We start from the raw sequence: 20,430 nt of genomic DNA, 5'->3' as shown, positions 1-20,430 counted from the left end.
TAAGTTTCTTTCCTTTGTTATTTTGAATATTCTTTAATGGCAGCTTCTTTTAGGATGCTATTTGCGTAGCGCTGAGCCTCTTCCAAACGGCGGTACTCTTCAGTGTCGGAATTAATAGGGACCCCTACAAGCGAATAACTACTATCCTGAATCAGGCCACTCTCACAATGCTCAACAAAATGACCCAGCAAAACAGCCTTAGCCCAAAGCTTCTTGTCATCAGGCTCAATGGGATTGATCCAAAATACTGGCTCACCTCCCATAAAATAAAGTTCACCCAAGGCACCCCAGTGTGAAGTTCTTGCCTCAAGGGAGATAGTGATCCCATAATCCTCTAGCAAGGCATCAATATATCTCATGATCTTCTCTTTTTATTAATTACTGTTATAGTAATAAATAAAGAGAAGGCATGCAAGTCATAAGGCGCTTTCGAGCACCTTACACTGAGATTTTTGTTATGCCAATTTTGCTACTCTGTTCTCCCTCTAGGCAATGCTGGTAGAGCACCTCGGATGTTACTTTTGACTTAGTTGTAGCGAACTTATAAAAAACCGTGACTGATGAATACAGTCCAGCCTCTCGGAAGGCTGCAGTCATTCGATGGGTCAAATTATTAAAAGACTCTTCTTCCGTTTCGCTCAGTGCTATAACGATTGAATCACCATTAAAGTAGCCACAGAAATCACTAGAGCGGAGTGAGTTTTTAGCGACCTCTGCCAATTGATATAGTTCTACATTTGCCTTTCCTTTAAAATCAATCGAGAGTACCGTAACCACAGCTTTAACACGTACTGATCGACTAATTTCACGATCAAGCGACGTTAGAAACTCAGTCACTTTGATATACACGCCTGTCTGCGAAATCTGGTTTTGTAAATATATGGACTGCCGCAAGGCGCGCGTTTCTGTCATATCCCTAAACTCCCAGACATACCCAACAACCTTATCAGCCTCATAATATGGACGCTCTTCGATCTGCACCCACACAGGGCTTCCATCAATTTTTTTAATATGAATGACTTCTTTCCAGCGGCTTCCTTCACGCCCACCCAACATGGCAGCAGTTACCTCTAGGAATTCATCATAGTTCAAGAAGAATATGCTTGGTGACTGCCCAATTAAATCTATCTTATCCTTTCCAAGGAACGAGACAGCTTTCCGATTCGCCTCAGATATTACATAATCCTGCGTAAGCACTATCATAGGCGCAGAGGCTAGATCAAAAACCACTTTCCGCAGACTTAGAGCACTGTCATACTCAGCTCTAGCTTCCTTTAATACTTTATTGTTAGCTATACCTTTCTTGATTAATCCATTGAGGCTGCTTTCAATAACATAAAGCATTTCACCGACTTCATCGACATGCGGGTAATTTACACTGATACACGCCCCCTCGGCTACTGACTCTTCAACTTTCTTAGTGACCTTTCCGAATAGCTTAGTTAAATGTACGCGCCCAATCATTGCCGAAAGTGCCACAATAAATAACCCTAATGCAAAATAAGCCAGAGCATAATAAGCCGCCTCACCTTGTGTATGCGCGACAGGGAGTACAGCCATGGGCTCGATTAACATAATCAATGTCTTAGTGCCATTAAGGGTAGTGATTAATCCTGCATACTTATCAAGACCACTGTGTGCAACAAATTTAAAGCTCTTTTCTTTTACCAATTCCCCCTTAGCTGCAGCGATTAATTTTGTTATGTCGCGGATTGGAGTACGGGTTGAAGTTGACAGGGTGAAATGCGTGAAGCTTGATATTGATAAAGAAGATCGCGTTTTATGTGTAATACTTACTTCATTTCCCAACAAATATGCACCAACGGTAGAGTTTTCAAAAATCTCCTTCGGGAAATACAAACTCTCATCTGCGGGTATTAATAAGAAGGCATCTGCTTTCCTCCCTTCATCTTTGACCTGATAGGCAAAAGCGAACTCACTCGTTTTGGGGTTTTTGGCGAGAGTATAGCCCTTTTCATTGTATCGGAAAAACGAGGACAGTTTTCGGTAGGCCTTGGCTGGCTCTGAGTGCACCGTGAAGTCAGGACTATCCACGTACTCTTGCGAGTACCGATAGTAGTGATTTGGCACTATCAGGTCAATGTAAGGCACCTTCAAAGCCTTGGCAAGCGCCTGATATGCCTCTATTTCTGCTGCATCAATACCAGAACTGCTTATGCCGTCATAGTGCCTAGAGATTAGCTGAGCCTGATCCTTTATACTTCTTTCCGAGAAGTGTTTGATGACATCAATCTTGTCCTCAAGCTTTGTGATCTGGTAGCTAAACAACAGTTCGTCATTTTGAACATTCGAGTACCACCATGTTAATCCTCCAGACAGGAGGAAAGATAAAGCAATGAGAACAGTTGTTTTAATCTTGTAGGCAGTAAAGCTTGGCGCTGCGTGCATTGTGACTCATCTACTATGCTCTTTTGAAGGAGCGGGGATTATATCACAGAAACCCTATAATGCTAATTTACTCAACTTAACCGTATGGCGATGAAGGGAAGGGGGCGTGCAACTTGGCTTAACGCTCAACTGCGCCTTTTTGTTAGGAATTTCAGGCGCGCTAAATACACTGCCTTTAACATCATTGAGGCTAAAGCGGCCGCGGGCCTCTAAATTATTATTTAGATCAAAAAACATTTTCTATTCATACTTAAGTTACAAGTGGTAATGCCACTAGGTCAATCTTGAGAGGCATTATACAATGATTAATCCTCTTTGCAATATTTATAACGTTTTTATTTTACCGCTTGTTTTGCTTCACTTAGAATAGCCGTTAGCTGCTCAATACCGGCATTAAATGCCGACTCTTCTGTCCAACCCTCTTCTCTTATCAACGCCTCAATAGAATCAATATGCTGCTTAACTATCTGCGGCTCTATACCTGCAGAGAGCACGGCAGTTCGATAGACTTTTATTGATGAGCTTTGTTTTTCATGACAAGCATCAATCACCTTGATAGCTGATAGGTCTAAAAGCGCCACCGTACTTTTCGCTGATAAGCTATTGATATCCTCTATCGCCAGCAACTCTCTAAGACAGTCTTCATCCCTATTTTTTATACTTTGCTTCAACCAAGCAGTGAACTGGCTATTATCGTGGCAATTATTAAATAGCCTTTTAAGCAGCGGAGTTAAAACCATCAAAACATGAATGCTAAGCCGGTTGTGCAATCCATTTATATAGGGCGCATCAAGCTTAACCAATTCCTCTACCATTCTTCGCCTAAGTAAAAGGGAAGGTCCTTCACTTTGCGTAGCGATAGCCCTATACGGACAAATGCCTATGTTATGGCTATTGTTTCTATAGTGTTTGATTAAGGGCGAAACACCACCACGACCTATCAACATTAAAAATAACACCTCGTGGTCATTAAGCACGCGCTGACTCCCGCAACATTTGGCTCAGTTTCATCGATACTTCCGATTGCTGAGGGAGGTAAAAGGGAAGCCCAGAGCGATGTTTTTCGAGCTGCCTTAGCGCACTCTCTATTTTTGGCAGCAGGATTTCAGCAGGCGAGGATAAAGCCGAGATCTTTGCAGCTTTTGAGCCCAAGATAAATGAGGGATTATTGGCGTACAATACTGTGATACCTTCTGGTAGCGCAGCACTGATATAACCAAGAGAGAAGAGTTCTTTTTTTCCGAGTAGGTAAATTAGCATTTTTATTTTTCATAATACTAAATTACCCCTCAGTATTCAATGTTGTTCCTCTAATGCCTCAAGCTTCCCTTCGGCGATATGGAGCTTGCGTAGAGCATCTTCCTGCGAGTGCCTTGCTTCATCCAATTGTGATTGCACAAGCGCCATCTTTTCTCCCTGATCCTGTAACTTGAATTTGGCGATCACCAACTCATTTTGTGCCTCCTGCAGCACTGAAACCTTCTCTTCTAGTTCTTTATGCTGGAGAGCTTTTTCATCTAGCTGCTTAGTTAGATTGTCGATGAGCTTTTCCTGACGAACCACCTCATCTTCCAGTGATTGTGAATCAGCCTCCACCGTTTTAAGTTTTGATTCCTGCTGCCCGATAAGCGACTGCATTAATGCATTATGCTTGGTTGAGCTTACATGCCACACACGGTGAAGTAAGCCTTGGAGCTCAGGAAGGAGTTCATTCATAACCTCATCTGGAACCGCGGTATTAGCTAGCTCTATATCCTTCTGCTTCTCTTTCCATGCCTTAACCACAGGAGAGATAGTGGAGAAAGACCCGCCACCAATCTTATTTCGTACCGAAATGGCGCTGACCGACAATCCTTGCGCATGTATCTCACTGCAAGCCTCAAAGATTTCAATCTCTCTTGAACTGGGCGCTGTTCCTAATTTCGTCATTTTGCATCTCAGATGTAGAACTGTGTAAAATTACACTATACAACAAAAAAACCAAAACGCAATCTCAATGACCTCGGCGTGATGGCAGTTACCTTGCTCATTAATTCATGTTATAATAGAAAAAACAATAAAAATTTAGGGTCTATATTATGGGATTGGCCAGCTCAGGATTGCTTCCAGAAGCGAAGCGTCTAGGTAACTTGTTTGTGACAATTGCTAGTTATGATTCCGATGGGATCGATGGGACACTAAGTCATCTTGACAGTATTGAGAAATTTACTCACCTTCAGAGTAAAGTGGCAGGAAAACTGGATGAGGGAGCCTGTAACAGAGTGCTGACAAGCGTGCTTGCAGATGCCGCTTCGCATGATAATATTCACGCAATTGAAAGTGGCATTCAAGATCTTGGCTTGAATGAAGATGCTTATATGTTTTTCATAAAAGGCGACCTGCTAGAGGTCTACTTCAATAAAACAACCGAGCAGGATGTTATTTCATCCTTGGAAGTTATGCGAGACTCGGGCTTACTGAAATATGTCGACGCAGAACCTATTTTAAGCTCCCATCTGTCCCAGAAATGCTGGGATGAGATGATTGAGATTGCAACTCAAGACCTGAAGCGCCAGTACGCCACTCACCTGCAGCGCCATGGAGAGCCGATTGTGCCGGTCTTGGACAAGCTTCGTAGTATTCTAGAGCCTGTTATGGATTCAAAGGTTGTAGTGCAATCTGCCAACATACCAGCACTTAATCACATGAATGCGTGGTTGTCAGATAAACTCAGTTCCGATGGTATTCAGCACGCTAACCACACAGAAGTTTATGTTTGCGTGGATGGCTGCGAGTTATCCATTGATTTACCTGCAGCTCATGCTCAAAACATCAAGGAGACGCTGAGCAGTATCGATGGCATATCTGTATCGATTGAGCAGATCAGCCCTTATTTGCCTGAAATCTCCACACCAGAGCAGGCAAGGACATATCTCCTTGAGAACATTACGATTGATAACACCTCCGACAATAGCATGGAGTTTTAACGTTGAAAGCACTATTTACTCAAGAGCCTAATAAAGCGGTAGCTCAGGCATTAAGGAGGACAACCCTTATCGAAGCGCTGGCTTACGATGAGATTTTAACTCGCACGGGTGAGAGGCCGACCAACGCTTTACTTTCAGACGCATCACGCCGGTTGAATAAAATTTTATCACTGCTGGAGTTGAACGGATTAGTATCAAAATTGATTGAGAAGCATAATCCAGAAGGCGTAGACGCCCTCACTATTAACCTTTCTGCTGATGGCACTTACGGCCTAGAATTTTCAGACTATGCAGCACTTAAGATCAGCTACGAACTTCGAGAACTAGATGCATCATTGACGGATGCGGATTTCTTTAAAATCGGGGTTCACTACAGTGAAAAGTTTAAAGAGATAAAGTCATTATTAGATGCTTCCAAAAATATGGGGTTCGAGCTCTCTTCTGGGACATCCGTGGTCTTTAATCACGACAAAGGGCAGGTAACACTGCCATCAGGTACCGGCCCAGACAGCGCCGAGGTAAAACGATGGCGCGAAAACCTTCCACGAGTGCAAAAGATTAACTTGCTGGTGAATGATGCAAGGGAAGCACTTCTAGGTAAGAAAGTTGGTATGGAGCATGAACTTTCACTTAGTTGACCATGCTGCCTTTGCAATCCTATAAATGTAAAAGGCTTATACCCGAGAGTATAAGCCCCTTCTTTTTAAGCGAGTTTAGTGAGCTCTTCAATTTCAGGCGCCTTCTTTCTGATGGCTTCCTTAATCTCCATGATATTAACAGGCTGAACCCCTAAAGAGACATTTAACTTATCATCTTTCTCTGGCGCCTCTTTGCTCATGTCGAGATTAAAGAGAATTGCTTTCGCCAATCTCACCACTTTAGACATGTGCACTGCTGCTGGATCAGAACCCTCCTGCTCAGGAGTATCCACCAGCGCAATACCTTGGCAGATCACCTCAGGCAATGACCAGTTCCGACACAACCAGCTGCCGACCTGACCACGTGTAGTGTGCATGATTGCCGCTTGAATTATGCCGCGAGGGAGGTGAGGGTTCTCAAGCACCAACTCCTCAATCCTGTGGTACTCATTCTCAAAGCATTCAGCAACCAGTAGATCACCAAAGTTATGCAGCAAGCCAAGTAGGTAACACAACCCTGCAGTAGCCCCTTCTGGCATATCAATTTTTTTTGCCACCATCTCAGCCACTATCGCAGTCATAATGGACTCGCGCCAGTACTTAGATAAGACTTCATTGTCTTCAAAGTTAAATTGCTTATGGATGGCTAGATGCATGGATAAATTAATTACTTGATCAAAGCCCAGTACCCGGCTAATCGCATCCTCAATACCTGCTACACCGCCATTTGCCGCATAATAACTGGATGAAGCCCACCCAACAATTTGTGCGGAGAGGGGGCCGTCGCTTCTCAACAGATCAGACAACTCAGTCACACCGGCATCGATATCCATTCGCAACCTAACGATTTGCATCGCTGTACTAGGGAAAGCAGGAAACTCAGTGCAGGAATCAACCTGATCCCGAGCTTTGTGCTTTAGCAAAGAATCTTTTGCTAACACACTCTCCATATAGTTAGCGACAGGAATAGTGAGTTCACCACCTCGACTTTCGTCTGGAAGGGAGTCCCATAACTCTGCCCCACTAATACGCAACATGCTGCCATCTTCCTGCAGAATATCAATGCGCGACATGCTAGATACAGCCTGATCAACAACAGTTTCAAAACCACCTAGGCGGAGAATAAAGTCTGGAAGAACCGAAGTTCCCAGCCTTTCAGAAATCTGGGACTCCACCCTTTCACGAGGCATAAGCTTTACTGACTCCCCGTAGATAGAGCTACAACGTTTGATATCCAGCATGCTTGAGGCTGGAAAGATTAGCTGTACCTTCCGACCACCAACATTTAAATATGCTGAAACAAGGCGCTTAGAGGAAAAACCAACACATGCAGAAAGGTCCTGACGGCAAGGATAAACCTTATATTCAATACCTTTAGATTCCAAACGCTCACGCATTAAAGTACTCATTCATTTATTCCTTATTTCTACATTAGCTATAGTATAATGCAAATTATCTAAAAACGCAAGTATTGTCGCGGCCTTTACGCAGAATGGTTTTAAGCATATAATTATGCTTAATTAACGTTTTAATATTAGATTATGCCCAATACAAATAACATTGAGCCTATACTGAAAAAGCTGGCCGAAGAGTGCGCCTCCTTAGACATACCTCTTTTTGTCTGCACCGAGACGGGCGAGCGTGAATTCTCCCACTTTATTCTTTGCAGCAAGGCTTTGCCATCAAAGTTCCGCCAAATGGACCACATGGCTAACACCGCTTCATTTGACGACTTCCTGCGTCGCGTAATTAGTGACGCAAAAAAAGCCGGGCATAGCTCTGCTTTCTTACATGCTATGGGTGTACCTTTCGAACCTCATCAGATATACACAATACCTCGCCGAACTCGCTTTGAAGAGATGGTTTTGCAACAGTAATTCATGTTATAATAATTAAAACTAAACATACCGATGGTTTTAATTATGCTGAAGAAAGCTTTCCCATTAAAAACACCGGACTTCACTGTGGAATCTCTCCGTGAAGCCATGCTAATAACGTTAGACACAGGTACTTGTCGAGCTGGAGAGTACCTTCTCACATGCAATGAAGACACGAATTACTTCATTGAGAGCGACTTACTTAGCAAACGTCCGCTTTGGGAAGTTGTGATGTCCGAGGCCTCCAAACACCCACTCATTACCTTCCCATTTGGGCGATCCGATCCACGAGATCAATCCCTGCTGGTTCCGGTTGCACTTCGCACAGACCTTGCTGGTATACATATGAAGAATAGGGAAGACGCGCCACTTCAGTACCACTATGTAGATGTCGACAAGGGGAAAGTTTATCGATCCTTTGAGGAAATCTACGCCAGCTCCACCATATCTGACATCAAGCACCCGCTTGAGCTATCCACACCAGATATTTCAAGCTCGCGCTTTGATGACATTCGCCGGAAAATTAGCTTCGATACATGGGAAAAGGCAAACCAAAGCTACCACCATCTCATTACTACAGTGCCTGAAGAAGATATGGCGGGCTTCCATCACTACATAGATAAGCAAATCAATCGACTAAGAGAGACGTTCGACGAACATCATTATGATTATGATGATTTTATCTTCAATGCTCTCGAAGAAGTTGGACTCTCTAGTAATGATGATCCAGATTTAAGAGTAGAAGAGCTCTTGGGAGCAGTACTGATCCAGTCACCTGACATCATTTATGATGCGATTGTAAGCGGTGAAATGGAGGATCTCGAAGATACACTCAGCGCCTTTAAAGGCTGGACTCCAGACAGTCCTAACTATCTTGACGCCATCCCTACAGTCGTTGAAAACACATCCCATCCAACTTCGCCCACGAGTGACTACAGGATTAATGAGGACACCCTTAAAGCGACAGCTATGGCAATCCGCAGTGCTGTATTAAACAACCCTGCAATTGAGCAAAATGCTGAACTTACGACTTTACTTTGCAAGCTCCAGTTTATCGCCAAAGGCAAGTTTCCCGCCGGAGTAAGTGGCTTCAGCAATCCGCGTGAGATCGCTGACCTCACTTGTGACGCTCCAGTTTCTGGCGCCATATCCAGCTTACTACTCAATACTTACGATTTTGTAAGAGGGCGCGCACCCCACCTTGTCCTCAACAAGGACCATATTGGCGAACCCACACCCGCTTAATTCTCTTTTATTAATGGGCCTCTTTGGCCCATGAATTAATATAATAGAAATGTATTGACTTAATTTTAAAAAGCGTTATATTAGCTTGCAAATTAATAAAAACCGGAGCACAACAACCATGATGGATTTGTCCCAAGCGACTCAGAGCCATACTCAATTTACGTCTGCTGTCAACAGCGCTTCTGAAGCAATCACGTCCGTTGATACTCGCGAGCTGAATGATGACATTCTTGCGATTCAGTCTGCAAAGCTGGAAGATGTAACCAATCTGGCAAACGCCCAGAAAGAAAACATGATTCTGGCCCTATCCGATCTGGATGAGACTATTTCCAGCCTCTCCAATATGGACGGTATCCGCCACTACACAGGTTTGGAAAAAGTCGTAAAAGTATTCAACCAGAAAAAAGCTGCAGCTATGCGTATGGAGCGTATTCGCTCCGCTTCTTTCGATGAAGTTATTCAGGATCTGGTACTGCAGTCACAGAACATTGTTTCCATTATGGAAAATGAAGAGCAGGTACTGACAGATCAGGAGAAAATCATCTCCGCCAAGCTGGAAGAAACACTTATTGAGAACAAGAAAGCCGCTGAAGTTCTGAAAGAACTGAAAGGTAAAATTGAAGCACTAAAACCAACCATTCTGGAAGCGCAAGATAAGATTGCAGCTTGTGTAGATGCTGACTCTCAGGCAGAACGCACTCAGCTGGAAGAAGACCTGAAGAAGCTGACAGATGAACTGGCAGAACTTGAGCGCGAGCAGACTATCCAGTCCGCCAAGTCTCAGTCTCTGGAAAAATATGCGAAGATTAACGAGACTTACCTGTCTTCTCTGCAGAGCCAGCTGACAAACCAGAAAACCATGATTCAGAAGCTGGAACTGGATACATCTCAGCGTATCAAGCAGTTCTCTGCACTAGCTGACTCCATCAAAGTATCTGAACAGCAGCGTGCTGCGCATGATCTGGACCACATTGGTAATGATTTTGATGATAAAGGCCAACAGCTGATGGCCAACATGGGGGCAGCTTCTGATAACCGCATGATGGATATGCTGGAAAGCTTTGATGCACGTTTCGCTAAGGCAGAGCAGATCTCTGACGCACAGAAACGCTTCGATGAAAACTACAAGCAACAGTTCGGCGACGTTCTAGAGCGCCTGCAGTCTCGCGATTTTAAAAAGAGCTAATTCCTTTTAGCTTATTTTCGCCGGGGCCCTTACGGGCCTCAACTTTTCCGATGTAATTTATGGTGTTATATATATGACCACATCTGGTTCCGCACCTGACATTAAGGTGAATGATCCACTGCTTTCCAGTCACTACCTAGAAAAGCTGGATCGCATTATCGACCTCGTACTGACACTCTCTGAGAAGTCCTCAAAAGATGACACCTCACTTACTCAGGAAGATAAGCTAACTTTTCAACACGTCAAACGCCTAAAGAATACTGTTACAGCCCTACGCATGCGCTTTATTCTGAACGGACGCGTTGATAACTCATTTTGCCGAAACCTTGAACTTGATATCACCAAATCAGGTTTTCCGGTAAGCCATCACATCCGCACCCTTGAAACTGATATCATTAAGGCTGAGGAAATGGAGGCGGAGCCAAATATCGAAGAGCTGAAAGGCCAGCTTGTTGACGGCATCTTTAAATACAAACACGTTGATAAAGACCTTCAACTTCAGATATCTGAGCAGCTTTACTTGAAGTTCTTGCGCGACATGGGCATTGATAAGTTCTTCCTAAAAACTAACCCTGCAGAGTTCTTTGAACTACCCAAGGGGGAGGAGAATGGGAACCGTCGTTTCCTTGCGCACTGGGCGGTGTACGATCATCGTAACAACTTCCCTAATATCTACATCCTGATGTTTGAGCACAGCGGTGAAGGTGATCCGTCATATCAGGATCTGGCAGAATATCTGGTGGCACAATCGCTATCATCACTTCGCATGATCCAAATTGCGGAAAGTATTGATCAGGATTTCCCATTTGTTCACCCGAAATACCTTAAACGCATCCATATCGGACCACTCTCCATTAGTGGGATTACACAGCATCAGGATGCCATCGAGCAAATCATTCAGAATCTGAGCGATACCCATGAAGACTGGATGATGGAGTGGGCTACAGAAGTGGTGCTCTCCAAAGGCACGCGCCTTGAAAACTCAAGTAGTTGGTCTTTCGGCGCTAAAGGCCAGCAGCGTGAATCGTATCTTTTGGACACAAAATCTAAGGCAGCAGATAAAGGGGCCTCTGAAATCTATCAGGCGATGATTATCCCTTACCGTGCTTTCCAGATTTTGAACGATCAGCCAGACCACCCGCTGAATAACTATAACAGTTATGTGGTATCTGACACCGGCAAAATTCTTTACATGTAATACAGGAAAATAAAAAATGGAACAGAATAAAAACCTAATTGAAGTTGATGAATCAAAAATTGCTAAGCGCTATATGTCTGCGGACAGCCTGCTAGGCAAAATTACTGCAACCATGGAAAACACTGAGGGTGATGGCATCAATCGCTCCTACGTCCGGGGTGGCTCAACCGGTGGCGGGCGTACTGAAATTGGTTATTTGAGTGAAACCATTACCAATATTACCGAAACTGATTCACTACCTACTGCCGTTCAGAACGGTGTGATTCGCGCTATTCGCCGTGGCTTGGCGATTGGCATTGAAGTGACTCGAATGTTCAGCCAATATTCTGGTGCTGATGAACTTCAGAATAAAATGAAAAACCATACTGCTACTGACAACGACCGCGCTGAGCTTAAAGAACTGATTAAAGCCCAGTCCATTATCAGTGGTTTTGTTTTTGCAAACTACCTGCATCACGCATGCTCCGAGCTGGGTGACGCCTCTCATGACGCTCGTGCTGATGTGCCTTCACGCTTGGATATCTATCAGCCAGTGGACTTCGGCAAGCAGATCCTGATCGGTCTGGATATGTCTATCAAGAACTATGCTAAAGATGATGCCGATCTCCTGAATACGGTTTCCTCTTATGCTCACAAACTGATGGATGATCTTTTGGTACGTCGCGAAGGCATGACGCATCTGGATAAATTTGAAGCTTGCACATACCGCGTAGAGGCGGATGAGTTTGATATTGATGGCTTTAACCGCGCAACAGGTGTGAAAGCTCAGAAGCTTGTGATGGAATTCAAAAAACCGGAAGAGGTGATCGGTAACAGCGTTGCTAAATATCAGGCGCAACAGCAAGCGCGCATCCTGTTAGCATACGACTTCAAACGCCGTATGAATCCATTCGTAGAGCTAGGCGGATTCGCTTACACGTTCATGGGTGATGGCAATCCGGGTACCGGTAAAACCACGCTGATCCAGATGATGGCAGGCCTGCTGAACGAATACTGTGAATGGGCAGGTTACCCATTTGTTTATCAGAATCTGGATTCTGAGACGATCGACAGCTATCAGGGTAAATCTGCTGCTAAAACGGGCGATTTTATCCGCACAGTTTCGAACGAAGGTGTTATCGGATTTGGCACCATCGATGATATCGACCAGATTGCTGGTAAGCGTGGCGACAAGAACAGCTCGGTTGGCGCTCAGGAAGTGACCGCGAAACTCATGGAAGCATTTGCAGGCACGGGTACTGTGATTCGTGGAAACTGTACGTTTGGAATGTTCTCTAACTACCCAGAAAACGTCGATGATGCCCTTCGTCAGCGAGCGGGAGCCCGCTACCTGATCGATGGACCTCAGACATTAGAGGATTACATTGACATCTTCCACCTGCTGATTGGCCGTAAATCAGATATGCCAATTGGAGATCATGATCTGTTTGCCACCCAGCAAGTTCAGGACATTATCTCACGTGCCTACGAGGCGCATGACAAACCGCATGAAGACCAACTACTGAAAGTGTACGAAAACACGTTGGCCGAAGTAGGGGGTGTCTTTGATACGCAGGCTAAAGTGGGTCGCTATCTGAAGAACATTCAGCTGGCTGATGAGCGCTTTACAGGCCGTGCGATCAACAACATCAAAACTGCGGTTGAAATGCGCTGCATGGACTTTAAGATGCCAGATGAGTGGTTCCTTGATAATCCAGAAACTTTTGTTCACGCACCTTGGGAGCAAAAGATGCAGATGTTGGCGGACCTGCGTAAACCAATGACACCTGAAATGATTATTCAGGAGATCAACCGCTATGCTGACAGTGAGTTCCGTTACGCGAATAAATCAGATGAGGCTGCAATTGCAGAGATGGTACGAAACGCCAAACTGCAGGAGCAGGCTCGCAATCGTCTAAACAACGAACTGAAAATCACTACTGCATAATCAGATCCTCGCTGATGAGATAGTAAAGGCCACTTTTAATGAGTGGCCTTTTTATTTGTCTAAAAAGATTACCCCTACACTTACGCATAAAAAAACCGCCTCTGATGATGGCGGTTTTCTAAAACGTTGAATCATATCAATAGAGGAATGCATCCTTCATGAAAGGTGCCTTAATCTCATACCCGGCCACACTGGACATGGTCTCAAGAAACTTATCCACCGTGGTCTCCGACATTGCCCGCATATAGCGGACACGGAACACATTACCCTTATTGAAGATGTACATGTTGCCATCAAACTGAATGTTGGGACGGCCGTCCTTAACTGAAGCAACGGTTGCTCCGTATACGTAATACGCCATTTTTGGGTCAGAGAAGGTGTATCGAACCCTCTCTCGATTTTTCTCATCCTTTGACTGGGCTTGATTCAGCACGCGATCTAACTTCTTTACCTCACCCCAGAAATAATCGGGTGCATAGGTCGTCTTTGTTTTGGCCAGATAAAGAAGAGGCATGTCTTCTGCCTTATCATTAACGAGATCACCCGCAATCAGGCCATCAACCAATTCCATAGGCAGAGTCTGAATTTCGTCAACATATTGTGATTTAGCACTATCAAACTGTGCACTATTTATCACTTTCATCGAGCTAAATTCATTAAATTGTTCAGCCACAGCACCTGCGGAGTAGAGTGCTATCGCTGGGCCTATAAGTATGTTGATTAACGTCTTCTTCATTGCTCTTTCTTGCCAAATGCGACAAGATCCTTATGGTTGTATAACTTGACTTTTCAAATAATAAACCATATATTAATTCAACTCAAGTTTTATAGGCCCTAACCATGCTAGAAATGATCAATCGACACCTGTTTTCCACACATCTCTTACATGTCTCTCAGCCAACGATGGTTGCACGTTACAATCGGGCGCTGGAAGCGCTGTGCGGGAAAACGGTAAATCTTACCGAACTACACATTGATGCAAGCGGCTACTCCCCAGAGGTGGCCCAGATACTGGGTGAAGACTACTTAGATCAGGGCGGCACCAACAAGCGCTTCATCATTCTGTCGGTAGACCAGATCCATCTCCAGCTCATGGACCCCTCTTTCACCTCTAACGGCGATGTTATTAAAAGCTTTATCAAAGACAATATTGATGCACTCACGACACTAACCGCCATGGATGCCGTCTATGGTGAGTTAGTAAACAATCTATATGTAGTAACAGATGTTGACGATATCCTGAACTTACGCAAGGTAAGCGTAGATATCGACACCCCCAAGAAGCTTCTTACAAAAGGGGAGAAGCTTCTTAAAATGTCCCAGTCAACCGTGCAGGATAACGATCACTGGCAAAGCGATGACTACCTAAATGAAATGACCGAACTCGCCAAAGAACTAGGCGATGTCCGTGTTAACGCCATGATGCCTACTCATACAGACTATGAGCTTCGCAATCTGTTTACCAGTCACTTCGGCGGTTTGTATGTTTTCAGAGAAACCCCAAAAACCGGCATTCTAGGTAAACCAGCCGTTATTCACCTAGATGAAGTTCCTGCAACAGATATCCCTGTCAACTGGATCGATGGTCATGACCCGTCTGCCGTATTTAAGTTCCTTCAAACGGAAGGCTTTATCTCAAAGCTGGCAGACAATCAAATGTCAGCGCGACTGGAACAGTTCGAGCTCAAGCAGCGCCACATCCTAATGGAGCACTTATCACTTTCCAGTGACCTTAAGTTTGATGAGGTTTCCGATTACGATCTGCGCAGCGCAATCCTTGAGAATCATGACTCCTTGCCTGAACATTTCCACCAGCTAAATGACATGATTCACAGTGTTGCTAATGGATTCTATGATGATGCTCAGGAAATTGGACCTTACAATTACAAAATATCTAGCGGCAAGAAGGCGAGGGCACACAAAGCACTCGTTAATCATCTAGTGGTACGCTACACGCCAATGTCCCTACTTAGGAAATTCGTATTTAATTACGACTTATTTAAGCAGGAATTTACATCTTGGCCGAAAGAGCATAGGGAGTATGTCGTAAAATACATTACAGACTGCTCTGCATACATTACAGAAATGCGGAGTTAATCAGGCATTAATTTAAGCATTGGGGTTGACTTACTTGTTTTTATTATTATAATAATAAGTGAAGATTACCTTAGGAGCGGAACGATGCGTAAATTGATTGGACTGTATTTTGTTTGGCTGATTGTACTGGCAGTGGTAGCGCGCTTTGTAGTGTCACCTTATGTAACTCCAGCAATTGCTGAATCCCTAGTAGCATCTGGCGCTGCAGAGAATCAACTGGACGGTGCGGTCATTGTGGTTCAATGGCTCCTATACATCTGGCTGATTCTCCCAGTAGTACTGAGCTGGCTCAGTGCCAAATGGCTTTACATGAGAAAACTGAAAAAAGAAATGGACCTTAAACGCCCGTTTCTCTAACTAATCCGATTACCTCAAAGCCCCTACAATAAATTGCAGGGGCTTTTCTCATTGACAAACCCTTCCATTTAATTATTATTATAGATATAACAATATGCGGGAGGGACTCGCACATGAATAAGAAGCTGCTCGCAGCAAAGTCCCAACTTGCGAAACTGATTATCGACATGGATGCTGATTTAGCGCAGTCTGCCAAAAGCGCAGATCAAGCTAACGCTATCCGTCAATCGTATTGCAAGGACTTTGCACGCGTTTACGACAATATTAAAGACGAAGGCGGTGTCGTGCTTAATCGCACCATCACCATTGACGCCCAAATTCACCAAGCCATGACTATGGATATTTTCCGCAAAGGCTTTTATCAGAAAGTCCTCTCTCAGGAATTTACTCCCATGTCTGTCAGCCCACTGCTAGTGCCATGCCCAGAAACCGGGCGGCAAAAACTACAGATTGAGTTTGACCAAGACTTTGGTGAGGAAATACTTGAAAAGGTGAATGCACGGTACCATCAAGAGGCTGCCGTTTCTGACGCAATTGAGCTTTCAGGGCTGAACCAGAAATGCATTGACTTACAAGATGTGGAAGATGCCAAGTCCTTTTTAAGCTACATTAAGACACTCAGCCATGAGCAAAAGCTTGATAATCAGGCCTTTGAGCCTCACTAGTGACTTGACGTGCAATATATTTGAATTATAATAATTCTTATTTTATTGATGTGGCAGTTATGACCAAATTATTCTCGATTGGATATGCTGGCAGGAGCCCGAAAGGCCTCCTGTCAATTCTCTCGCATTTTAATGTAGAATTGCTTATAGATGTGAGAAGCAACCCCTACAGCAAAGTAAATCCAGAATATAATGGCGTCGCGTTCTCGCGCTTTCTGAAAGAGCATGGCCTTAAGTATGCTGATCTAGGTGAGTTGCTTGGCGCAAGACCTGAAAGCAAGAGCCTGTACGACCGCCAAAGCGGCGCAGCAGACTACCAGCGCATTTCGCAATCAGCCCCCTTTCAAAAAGGGATCAATAATCTTATAGCAGCCCTTAATAATGGAATCAATGCCGCACTGATATGTGCAGAACGCAACCCTGAGACCTGCCACAGATCACTACTGATCGGCGATTACTTGCAGACGAACTTCCATATCGAGATGGAACATATTATTTCTGCAGATAAACTACTGAATCAGAGGGAGTTAGTTCACGATCTGGTATACCGTGACACCTCAGGCAATATAGACCTTTTCTCTGATTTTGAGCAATTAAAATCCGAAGCACTGGATCGACAGATAAAGAAATATGCGTACGTAAACCCCACCTATAAGCAAGAAAAGCTTAAAATCCAAAGAAATCGCAGATGAATCTACGCCCACTTAACGGCGCTATTTTCCAAAAAAATGCGTACGTCAAACTATCCCAAAAGGAGGGGAAGTCGACCTTCACCCCCTGCAGAATACTAGAGGTCTCTTCAGAAGGGATTCATATTGTCCTGTCTTCTCCCGATGCGCATGGCTTCAGCCACTTTTTGGCAGATGCCTCTCTTTTGTATGAATCTTGACTATGTGCAATATTTAACCAACCTACTGATTTTATTAGGTTTATTCTCGGCGGCTCGAAATGCCTCTGGACACAGCATTAATAAATGTTATAAGATATTCTTATTGATTTTAAGGCTGTAATTATGAATAAAAACAACAAAGAACAGACCCTAATGACTGTTACAGGGCAAATCAAAGCAACCTCCAAAGGGTATGGTTTTTTACGTGTCAGCGCTTCAGAGCGCCACTTTATCGCACCCCCTGATATGGAGAAGTTGCTCCATGGTGATACAGTCGAAGCTAAACTAATGGATAACAATGGCAGCACAATTGCCAAGCCAGTACGTCTTGTTGCATCTAATCGTCACAATTTGACTGGCATTATTCGTAGGCATAAACGATCCAATTTCATTGAATTTTGCCGATCACCTAGTCGTCGTTGGATGGAAATCGACACTTCTGCGCACCACACCTTCTTGGAGGAGGGAGATTATGTGACTGTCGATGTATCCATTCACCCGTGGGATGATCCTAGCCATCAGGGTTCCGCTCAACTACTAGATGTCTTATGTAAAGCAAGCAATCCGCGACACCCTTGGAGGATGGTTGCTGAAGAATTTAATGTACTTCCCACACATACACTTCAGTCAGCAGAGTTTGAGCGCGCTAAAGAAATCCTCAATCGGGAATTGAGAGAACGTGAAGACCTTACAGCAACACCGTTCGTCAGTATCGACTCAGCCACAACTGTGGACATTGATGACTTAATACATGTTGAAGCTATTGAAAATGGCTGGAATGTCTCTGTTGCTATTGCTGATGTATCTGCATTTTTTGGTGAGGATCACTATGTTAACAGTATCTACCAAGAGCATGGTCAAAGCATTTACCTCCCAAAGCTCGTTTCACCTATGATTTGTCGCGAATATACGGAGGCCTTCCTTTCATTAAATGAAGGCGCAGATCGCCTTGCTGCTGTTGTCTCATACAGCCTTGACCATCAAGGCAGGATCGTTGGAGAGCAGTCTTATAAGCGAGCTGTGGTGCGCAATCACTGCAAGCTATCTTACGGAGAGGTTGAGCACTGCATTACCAAGCATGCCACAACTGAAGGTATTCCATCATCAGTTTCAGAACACATTCTCACACTTCGCGACGCCGCTAATGCAAGTAAATCATTTCGCTTAACACGAAGTGTCCCTTCTGACTACTCTGATATTTTCTTTGAGATCGACACGGAAGGCGCTGTTGTTGATATTAAACGTTCCGACCGTCTCTCATCACATGAGATTGTTGAGGAATTTATGACATCTACCAATGAGCTGGTTGCTGCATTTTTGCACGCCAATGATGTGAAGTCGTACTTCACTTCGTTCACAGGCTTCAATAAGTCAATGGTAGGGCGTTTGCCTTCACGTGTTACACAGCAGTTTACCAACAGCGACATTTTAGGGAATAATGGTTATTACAACGTGATGTTCTCCCTAAAAGACAAGCCCGCTCTTCAAAAGGAAGTGTCGGACCTTTGTGGAGGCTCTGAGATTACTCCAACCCCTCTGGGGCACGCTGCTAGGGGCGTTAAAGCATACTGCTCCTTCACTTCGCCTATTAGGAAATATCGTGACATGAAAGCGCACCAACAGCTCTGTGCACTTATTGAGGGGAGGGTACCAAGCGCCGTCACACGCACGGAAGCTGACAATATGGATTATCGCTTAAAACAACTTTCCCACGCAAAGCGGAACCTTATGAAGCATCTATTTGTTTCTTTTGCGGAAAGCAATATTGGCCAAGTTAAGTCTGGACTGCTGACATTCAGTATCCATAAAGATAAAACAGACATGCTGTTTTATTTGGTTGATCCAGATATGCACATCACCATCACTGATGGGCTAGATACATTAAGTGACGTTGTTGTATACGAAGGGATTTACAATAAACTCCCAATCGAAATAACCCATATCAATCGCCGTGAAATGAAAGTCTATGGCAAAGTTGTCCCCAAAGATCTCGCAGCCTAACTTTTAAATACCACCTCCGGGCGGAGGTGGTCTCTTGACATTTGACACTGTTGGTTTATACAGTACTTATGTTTCGCATTACAAGCTAGGTGAGCACATGAGTAAAACTGTTACAGATGTTTTAGAAGCTTTTGAAGCGCTCTCTTCAGCACTAGAGGCACTTAGGTCCGCTTTTCTCACTAACAATGCTGTGTTTCACAGTGCCTTTGATGGCATTAATGATGACACCTCCCACGCAATCTCTGCGTCATTAAACATATGGTATATTGCAGCAGGCGATGGTCGAAATACCCAAAAGCTTCCCGGCTTAATTGGCATTTCACCTGAAGTTATTCCTTTAGTTAACCATCTAAATTTAGCCAAAGATCACTTCAAATCTACCGTTAAGCACTTTAAGGGTAGTACCTCTGTTATCCATGAGATCTTACACAAGAGGGCTCAATTCCTCGCTACGACGCTGGAGTCTCATGGCCTTGCAAGACTTCACCTAAAGCAGTGTTATCGCCACATACCGGTACTTGACCAAGCGCCCACCAAGGTTCGGTTTAATTGGTATTCGAGCGGGCGAAGTATACGCCGGATGAAAGTAAGCGATGCTTATAGCAAGTTGCAGGAATTCGATTATTCTCTGCCACACATTTCAACACAGCTATCCATTCTGGCAAGCTTTAGTCCTGATGATTATTTGGCTCAGGTCCAAGAGCAGGTTCCGCTTGTTAGGGCGTACATTACATGGGAAGACGGCGAAGAAATCCTCTCCAAGAATATGAATGCACCACTACCCATCTTCTTTCCTCTAGGTCAGGATAATAAATACCCCCCTTCAAACCAAATAGCATCAACACCTCCTGAAGAACGGTCTCGCAAGAAGCGCTCGGATTGTTGCATCTCCGAGAATCCCTTAATCCCAAGCTTAAGACTTCATCAATATTTACTATAACGTTTTCACCATTACCGTTGCTTTTGACTTGATAA

The 20,430-nt window shown here is 44.2% G+C and carries 20 protein-coding genes; 13 read left to right on the top strand and 7 right to left on the bottom strand.

Annotated elements, in window-relative coordinates; all coding sequences use genetic code 11:
• Positions 1-17 precede the first annotated feature (17 nt).
• The 5 genes from ACMXYT_RS23350 to ACMXYT_RS23330 form a co-directional block, all read right to left on the bottom strand.
• Positions 18-359 (bottom strand): hypothetical protein, encoded by a 342-nt coding sequence (locus ACMXYT_RS23350; protein WP_415912821.1) that lies wholly within the window; start codon positions 357-359, stop codon positions 18-20.
• A 79-nt stretch (positions 360-438) separates the two neighbouring features.
• Positions 439-2,409 carry a PAS domain-containing protein gene (locus tag ACMXYT_RS23345; protein ID WP_415912820.1) on the bottom strand — a complete coding sequence of 657 codons (1,971 nt, stop codon included), beginning with the start codon at positions 2,407-2,409 and terminating at the stop codon, positions 439-441.
• Between the two features lie 335 nt (positions 2,410-2,744).
• Complete coding sequence (locus ACMXYT_RS23340; RefSeq protein WP_415912819.1) at positions 2,745-3,368, bottom strand: hypothetical protein; 624 nt, start codon at positions 3,366-3,368, stop codon at positions 2,745-2,747.
• Between the two features lie 10 nt (positions 3,369-3,378).
• Complete coding sequence (locus tag ACMXYT_RS23335; RefSeq protein WP_415912818.1) at positions 3,379-3,669, bottom strand: hypothetical protein; 291 nt, start codon at positions 3,667-3,669, stop codon at positions 3,379-3,381.
• A gap of 36 nt (positions 3,670-3,705) precedes the next feature.
• Positions 3,706-4,338, bottom strand: coding sequence for a DNA-binding protein (locus tag ACMXYT_RS23330; RefSeq protein ID WP_415912817.1), 633 nt, complete (start codon positions 4,336-4,338; stop codon positions 3,706-3,708).
• 149 nt (positions 4,339-4,487) lie between these two features.
• Between ACMXYT_RS23330 and ACMXYT_RS23325 the strand changes: the two genes are divergently transcribed.
• Together ACMXYT_RS23325 and ACMXYT_RS23320 are read left to right on the top strand one after the other, a co-directional pair.
• Positions 4,488-5,375 (top strand): hypothetical protein, encoded by an 888-nt coding sequence (locus ACMXYT_RS23325; RefSeq protein WP_415912816.1) that lies wholly within the window; start codon positions 4,488-4,490, stop codon positions 5,373-5,375.
• A gap of 2 nt (positions 5,376-5,377) precedes the next feature.
• A complete protein-coding gene (locus ACMXYT_RS23320; protein ID WP_415912815.1) occupies positions 5,378-6,013 on the top strand; it encodes a hypothetical protein in 636 nt (211 codons plus the stop codon).
• Positions 6,014-6,078: 65 nt separating this feature from the next.
• Here ACMXYT_RS23320 and ACMXYT_RS23315 read toward each other — a convergent pair whose 3' ends face one another.
• Positions 6,079-7,422 carry an HDOD domain-containing protein gene (locus ACMXYT_RS23315; protein ID WP_415912814.1) on the bottom strand — a complete coding sequence of 448 codons (1,344 nt, stop codon included), beginning with the start codon at positions 7,420-7,422 and terminating at the stop codon, positions 6,079-6,081.
• Between the two features lie 132 nt (positions 7,423-7,554).
• Here ACMXYT_RS23315 and ACMXYT_RS23310 point away from each other — a divergent pair, with 132 nt between their 5' ends.
• From ACMXYT_RS23310 to ACMXYT_RS23290, 5 genes are all read left to right on the top strand, one after another.
• Complete coding sequence (locus ACMXYT_RS23310; RefSeq protein ID WP_415912813.1) at positions 7,555-7,890, top strand: hypothetical protein; 336 nt, start codon at positions 7,555-7,557, stop codon at positions 7,888-7,890.
• A gap of 87 nt (positions 7,891-7,977) precedes the next feature.
• Complete coding sequence (locus tag ACMXYT_RS23305) at positions 7,978-9,135, top strand: hypothetical protein (protein ID WP_415912812.1); 1,158 nt, start codon at positions 7,978-7,980, stop codon at positions 9,133-9,135.
• 118 nt (positions 9,136-9,253) lie between these two features.
• Positions 9,254-10,321, top strand: a complete 1,068-nt coding sequence (locus tag ACMXYT_RS23300) for a hypothetical protein (protein ID WP_415912811.1) — start codon at positions 9,254-9,256, stop codon at positions 10,319-10,321.
• Between the two features lie 73 nt (positions 10,322-10,394).
• The gene (locus tag ACMXYT_RS23295; RefSeq protein WP_415912810.1) at positions 10,395-11,519 is read left to right on the top strand and encodes a hypothetical protein; all 1,125 of its coding nucleotides are present in this window, start codon (positions 10,395-10,397) and stop codon (positions 11,517-11,519) included.
• Between the two features lie 16 nt (positions 11,520-11,535).
• Entirely contained in the window at positions 11,536-13,446 is a 1,911-nt protein-coding gene (locus tag ACMXYT_RS23290; RefSeq protein WP_415912809.1) for an ATP-binding protein, read from the top strand.
• Between the two features lie 136 nt (positions 13,447-13,582).
• Here ACMXYT_RS23290 and ACMXYT_RS23285 read toward each other — a convergent pair whose 3' ends face one another.
• Positions 13,583-14,182, bottom strand: coding sequence for a hypothetical protein (locus ACMXYT_RS23285; RefSeq protein ID WP_415912808.1), 600 nt, complete (start codon positions 14,180-14,182; stop codon positions 13,583-13,585).
• Between the two features lie 104 nt (positions 14,183-14,286).
• Between ACMXYT_RS23285 and ACMXYT_RS23280 the strand changes: the two genes are divergently transcribed.
• The 6 genes from ACMXYT_RS23280 (at position 14,287) to ACMXYT_RS23255 (ending at position 20,395) form a co-directional block, all read left to right on the top strand.
• Positions 14,287-15,543: a DUF6638 family protein gene (locus tag ACMXYT_RS23280; protein WP_415912807.1), complete on the top strand. Its 1,257-nt coding sequence runs from the start codon at positions 14,287-14,289 to the stop codon at positions 15,541-15,543.
• Positions 15,544-15,627: 84 nt separating this feature from the next.
• Positions 15,628-15,900, top strand: a complete 273-nt coding sequence (locus tag ACMXYT_RS23275; protein WP_415912806.1) for a hypothetical protein — start codon at positions 15,628-15,630, stop codon at positions 15,898-15,900.
• Positions 15,901-16,013: 113 nt separating this feature from the next.
• Positions 16,014-16,565, top strand: a complete 552-nt coding sequence (locus tag ACMXYT_RS23270) for a hypothetical protein (RefSeq protein ID WP_415912805.1) — start codon at positions 16,014-16,016, stop codon at positions 16,563-16,565.
• 59 nt (positions 16,566-16,624) lie between these two features.
• On the top strand, positions 16,625-17,257 hold the full coding sequence (locus tag ACMXYT_RS23265) for a DUF488 family protein (RefSeq protein WP_415912804.1): 633 nt from the start codon (positions 16,625-16,627) through the stop codon (positions 17,255-17,257).
• Between the two features lie 320 nt (positions 17,258-17,577).
• A complete protein-coding gene (locus ACMXYT_RS23260) occupies positions 17,578-19,455 on the top strand; it encodes an RNB domain-containing ribonuclease (RefSeq protein WP_415912803.1) in 1,878 nt (625 codons plus the stop codon).
• Positions 19,456-19,552: 97 nt separating this feature from the next.
• A complete protein-coding gene (locus tag ACMXYT_RS23255; RefSeq protein ID WP_415912802.1) occupies positions 19,553-20,395 on the top strand; it encodes a DNA replication terminus site-binding protein in 843 nt (280 codons plus the stop codon).
• The last annotated feature ends 35 nt before the right edge of the window (positions 20,396-20,430 follow it).

The sequence above is a fragment of the Neptuniibacter sp. QD37_11 genome (assembly GCF_047778105.1).
Taxonomy (GTDB): domain Bacteria; phylum Pseudomonadota; class Gammaproteobacteria; order Pseudomonadales; family Balneatricaceae; genus Neptuniibacter.
Note: the sequence above shows the minus strand (reverse complement) of the source record. Positions and strands in the feature narration are given on the sequence as shown.

Coding starts and splice junctions, on each gene's coding strand:
- ACMXYT_RS23255 (WP_415912802.1), top strand. CDS start 19,553: ATGAGTAAAACTGTTACAGATGTTTTAGAAGCTTTTGAAGCGCTCTCT.
- ACMXYT_RS23330 (WP_415912817.1), bottom strand. CDS start 4,338: ATGACGAAATTAGGAACAGCGCCCAGTTCAAGAGAGATTGAAATCTTT.
- ACMXYT_RS23260 (WP_415912803.1), top strand. CDS start 17,578: ATGAATAAAAACAACAAAGAACAGACCCTAATGACTGTTACAGGGCAA.
- ACMXYT_RS23275 (WP_415912806.1), top strand. CDS start 15,628: ATGCGTAAATTGATTGGACTGTATTTTGTTTGGCTGATTGTACTGGCA.
- ACMXYT_RS23280 (WP_415912807.1), top strand. CDS start 14,287: ATGCTAGAAATGATCAATCGACACCTGTTTTCCACACATCTCTTACAT.
- ACMXYT_RS23315 (WP_415912814.1), bottom strand. CDS start 7,422: ATGAGTACTTTAATGCGTGAGCGTTTGGAATCTAAAGGTATTGAATAT.
- ACMXYT_RS23310 (WP_415912813.1), top strand. CDS start 7,555: ATGCCCAATACAAATAACATTGAGCCTATACTGAAAAAGCTGGCCGAA.
- ACMXYT_RS23285 (WP_415912808.1), bottom strand. CDS start 14,182: ATGAAGAAGACGTTAATCAACATACTTATAGGCCCAGCGATAGCACTC.
- ACMXYT_RS23325 (WP_415912816.1), top strand. CDS start 4,488: ATGGGATTGGCCAGCTCAGGATTGCTTCCAGAAGCGAAGCGTCTAGGT.
- ACMXYT_RS23270 (WP_415912805.1), top strand. CDS start 16,014: ATGAATAAGAAGCTGCTCGCAGCAAAGTCCCAACTTGCGAAACTGATT.
- ACMXYT_RS23295 (WP_415912810.1), top strand. CDS start 10,395: ATGACCACATCTGGTTCCGCACCTGACATTAAGGTGAATGATCCACTG.
- ACMXYT_RS23300 (WP_415912811.1), top strand. CDS start 9,254: ATGATGGATTTGTCCCAAGCGACTCAGAGCCATACTCAATTTACGTCT.
- ACMXYT_RS23345 (WP_415912820.1), bottom strand. CDS start 2,409: ATGCACGCAGCGCCAAGCTTTACTGCCTACAAGATTAAAACAACTGTT.
- ACMXYT_RS23350 (WP_415912821.1), bottom strand. CDS start 359: ATGAGATATATTGATGCCTTGCTAGAGGATTATGGGATCACTATCTCC.
- ACMXYT_RS23265 (WP_415912804.1), top strand. CDS start 16,625: ATGACCAAATTATTCTCGATTGGATATGCTGGCAGGAGCCCGAAAGGC.
- ACMXYT_RS23290 (WP_415912809.1), top strand. CDS start 11,536: ATGGAACAGAATAAAAACCTAATTGAAGTTGATGAATCAAAAATTGCT.
- ACMXYT_RS23335 (WP_415912818.1), bottom strand. CDS start 3,669: ATGCTAATTTACCTACTCGGAAAAAAAGAACTCTTCTCTCTTGGTTAT.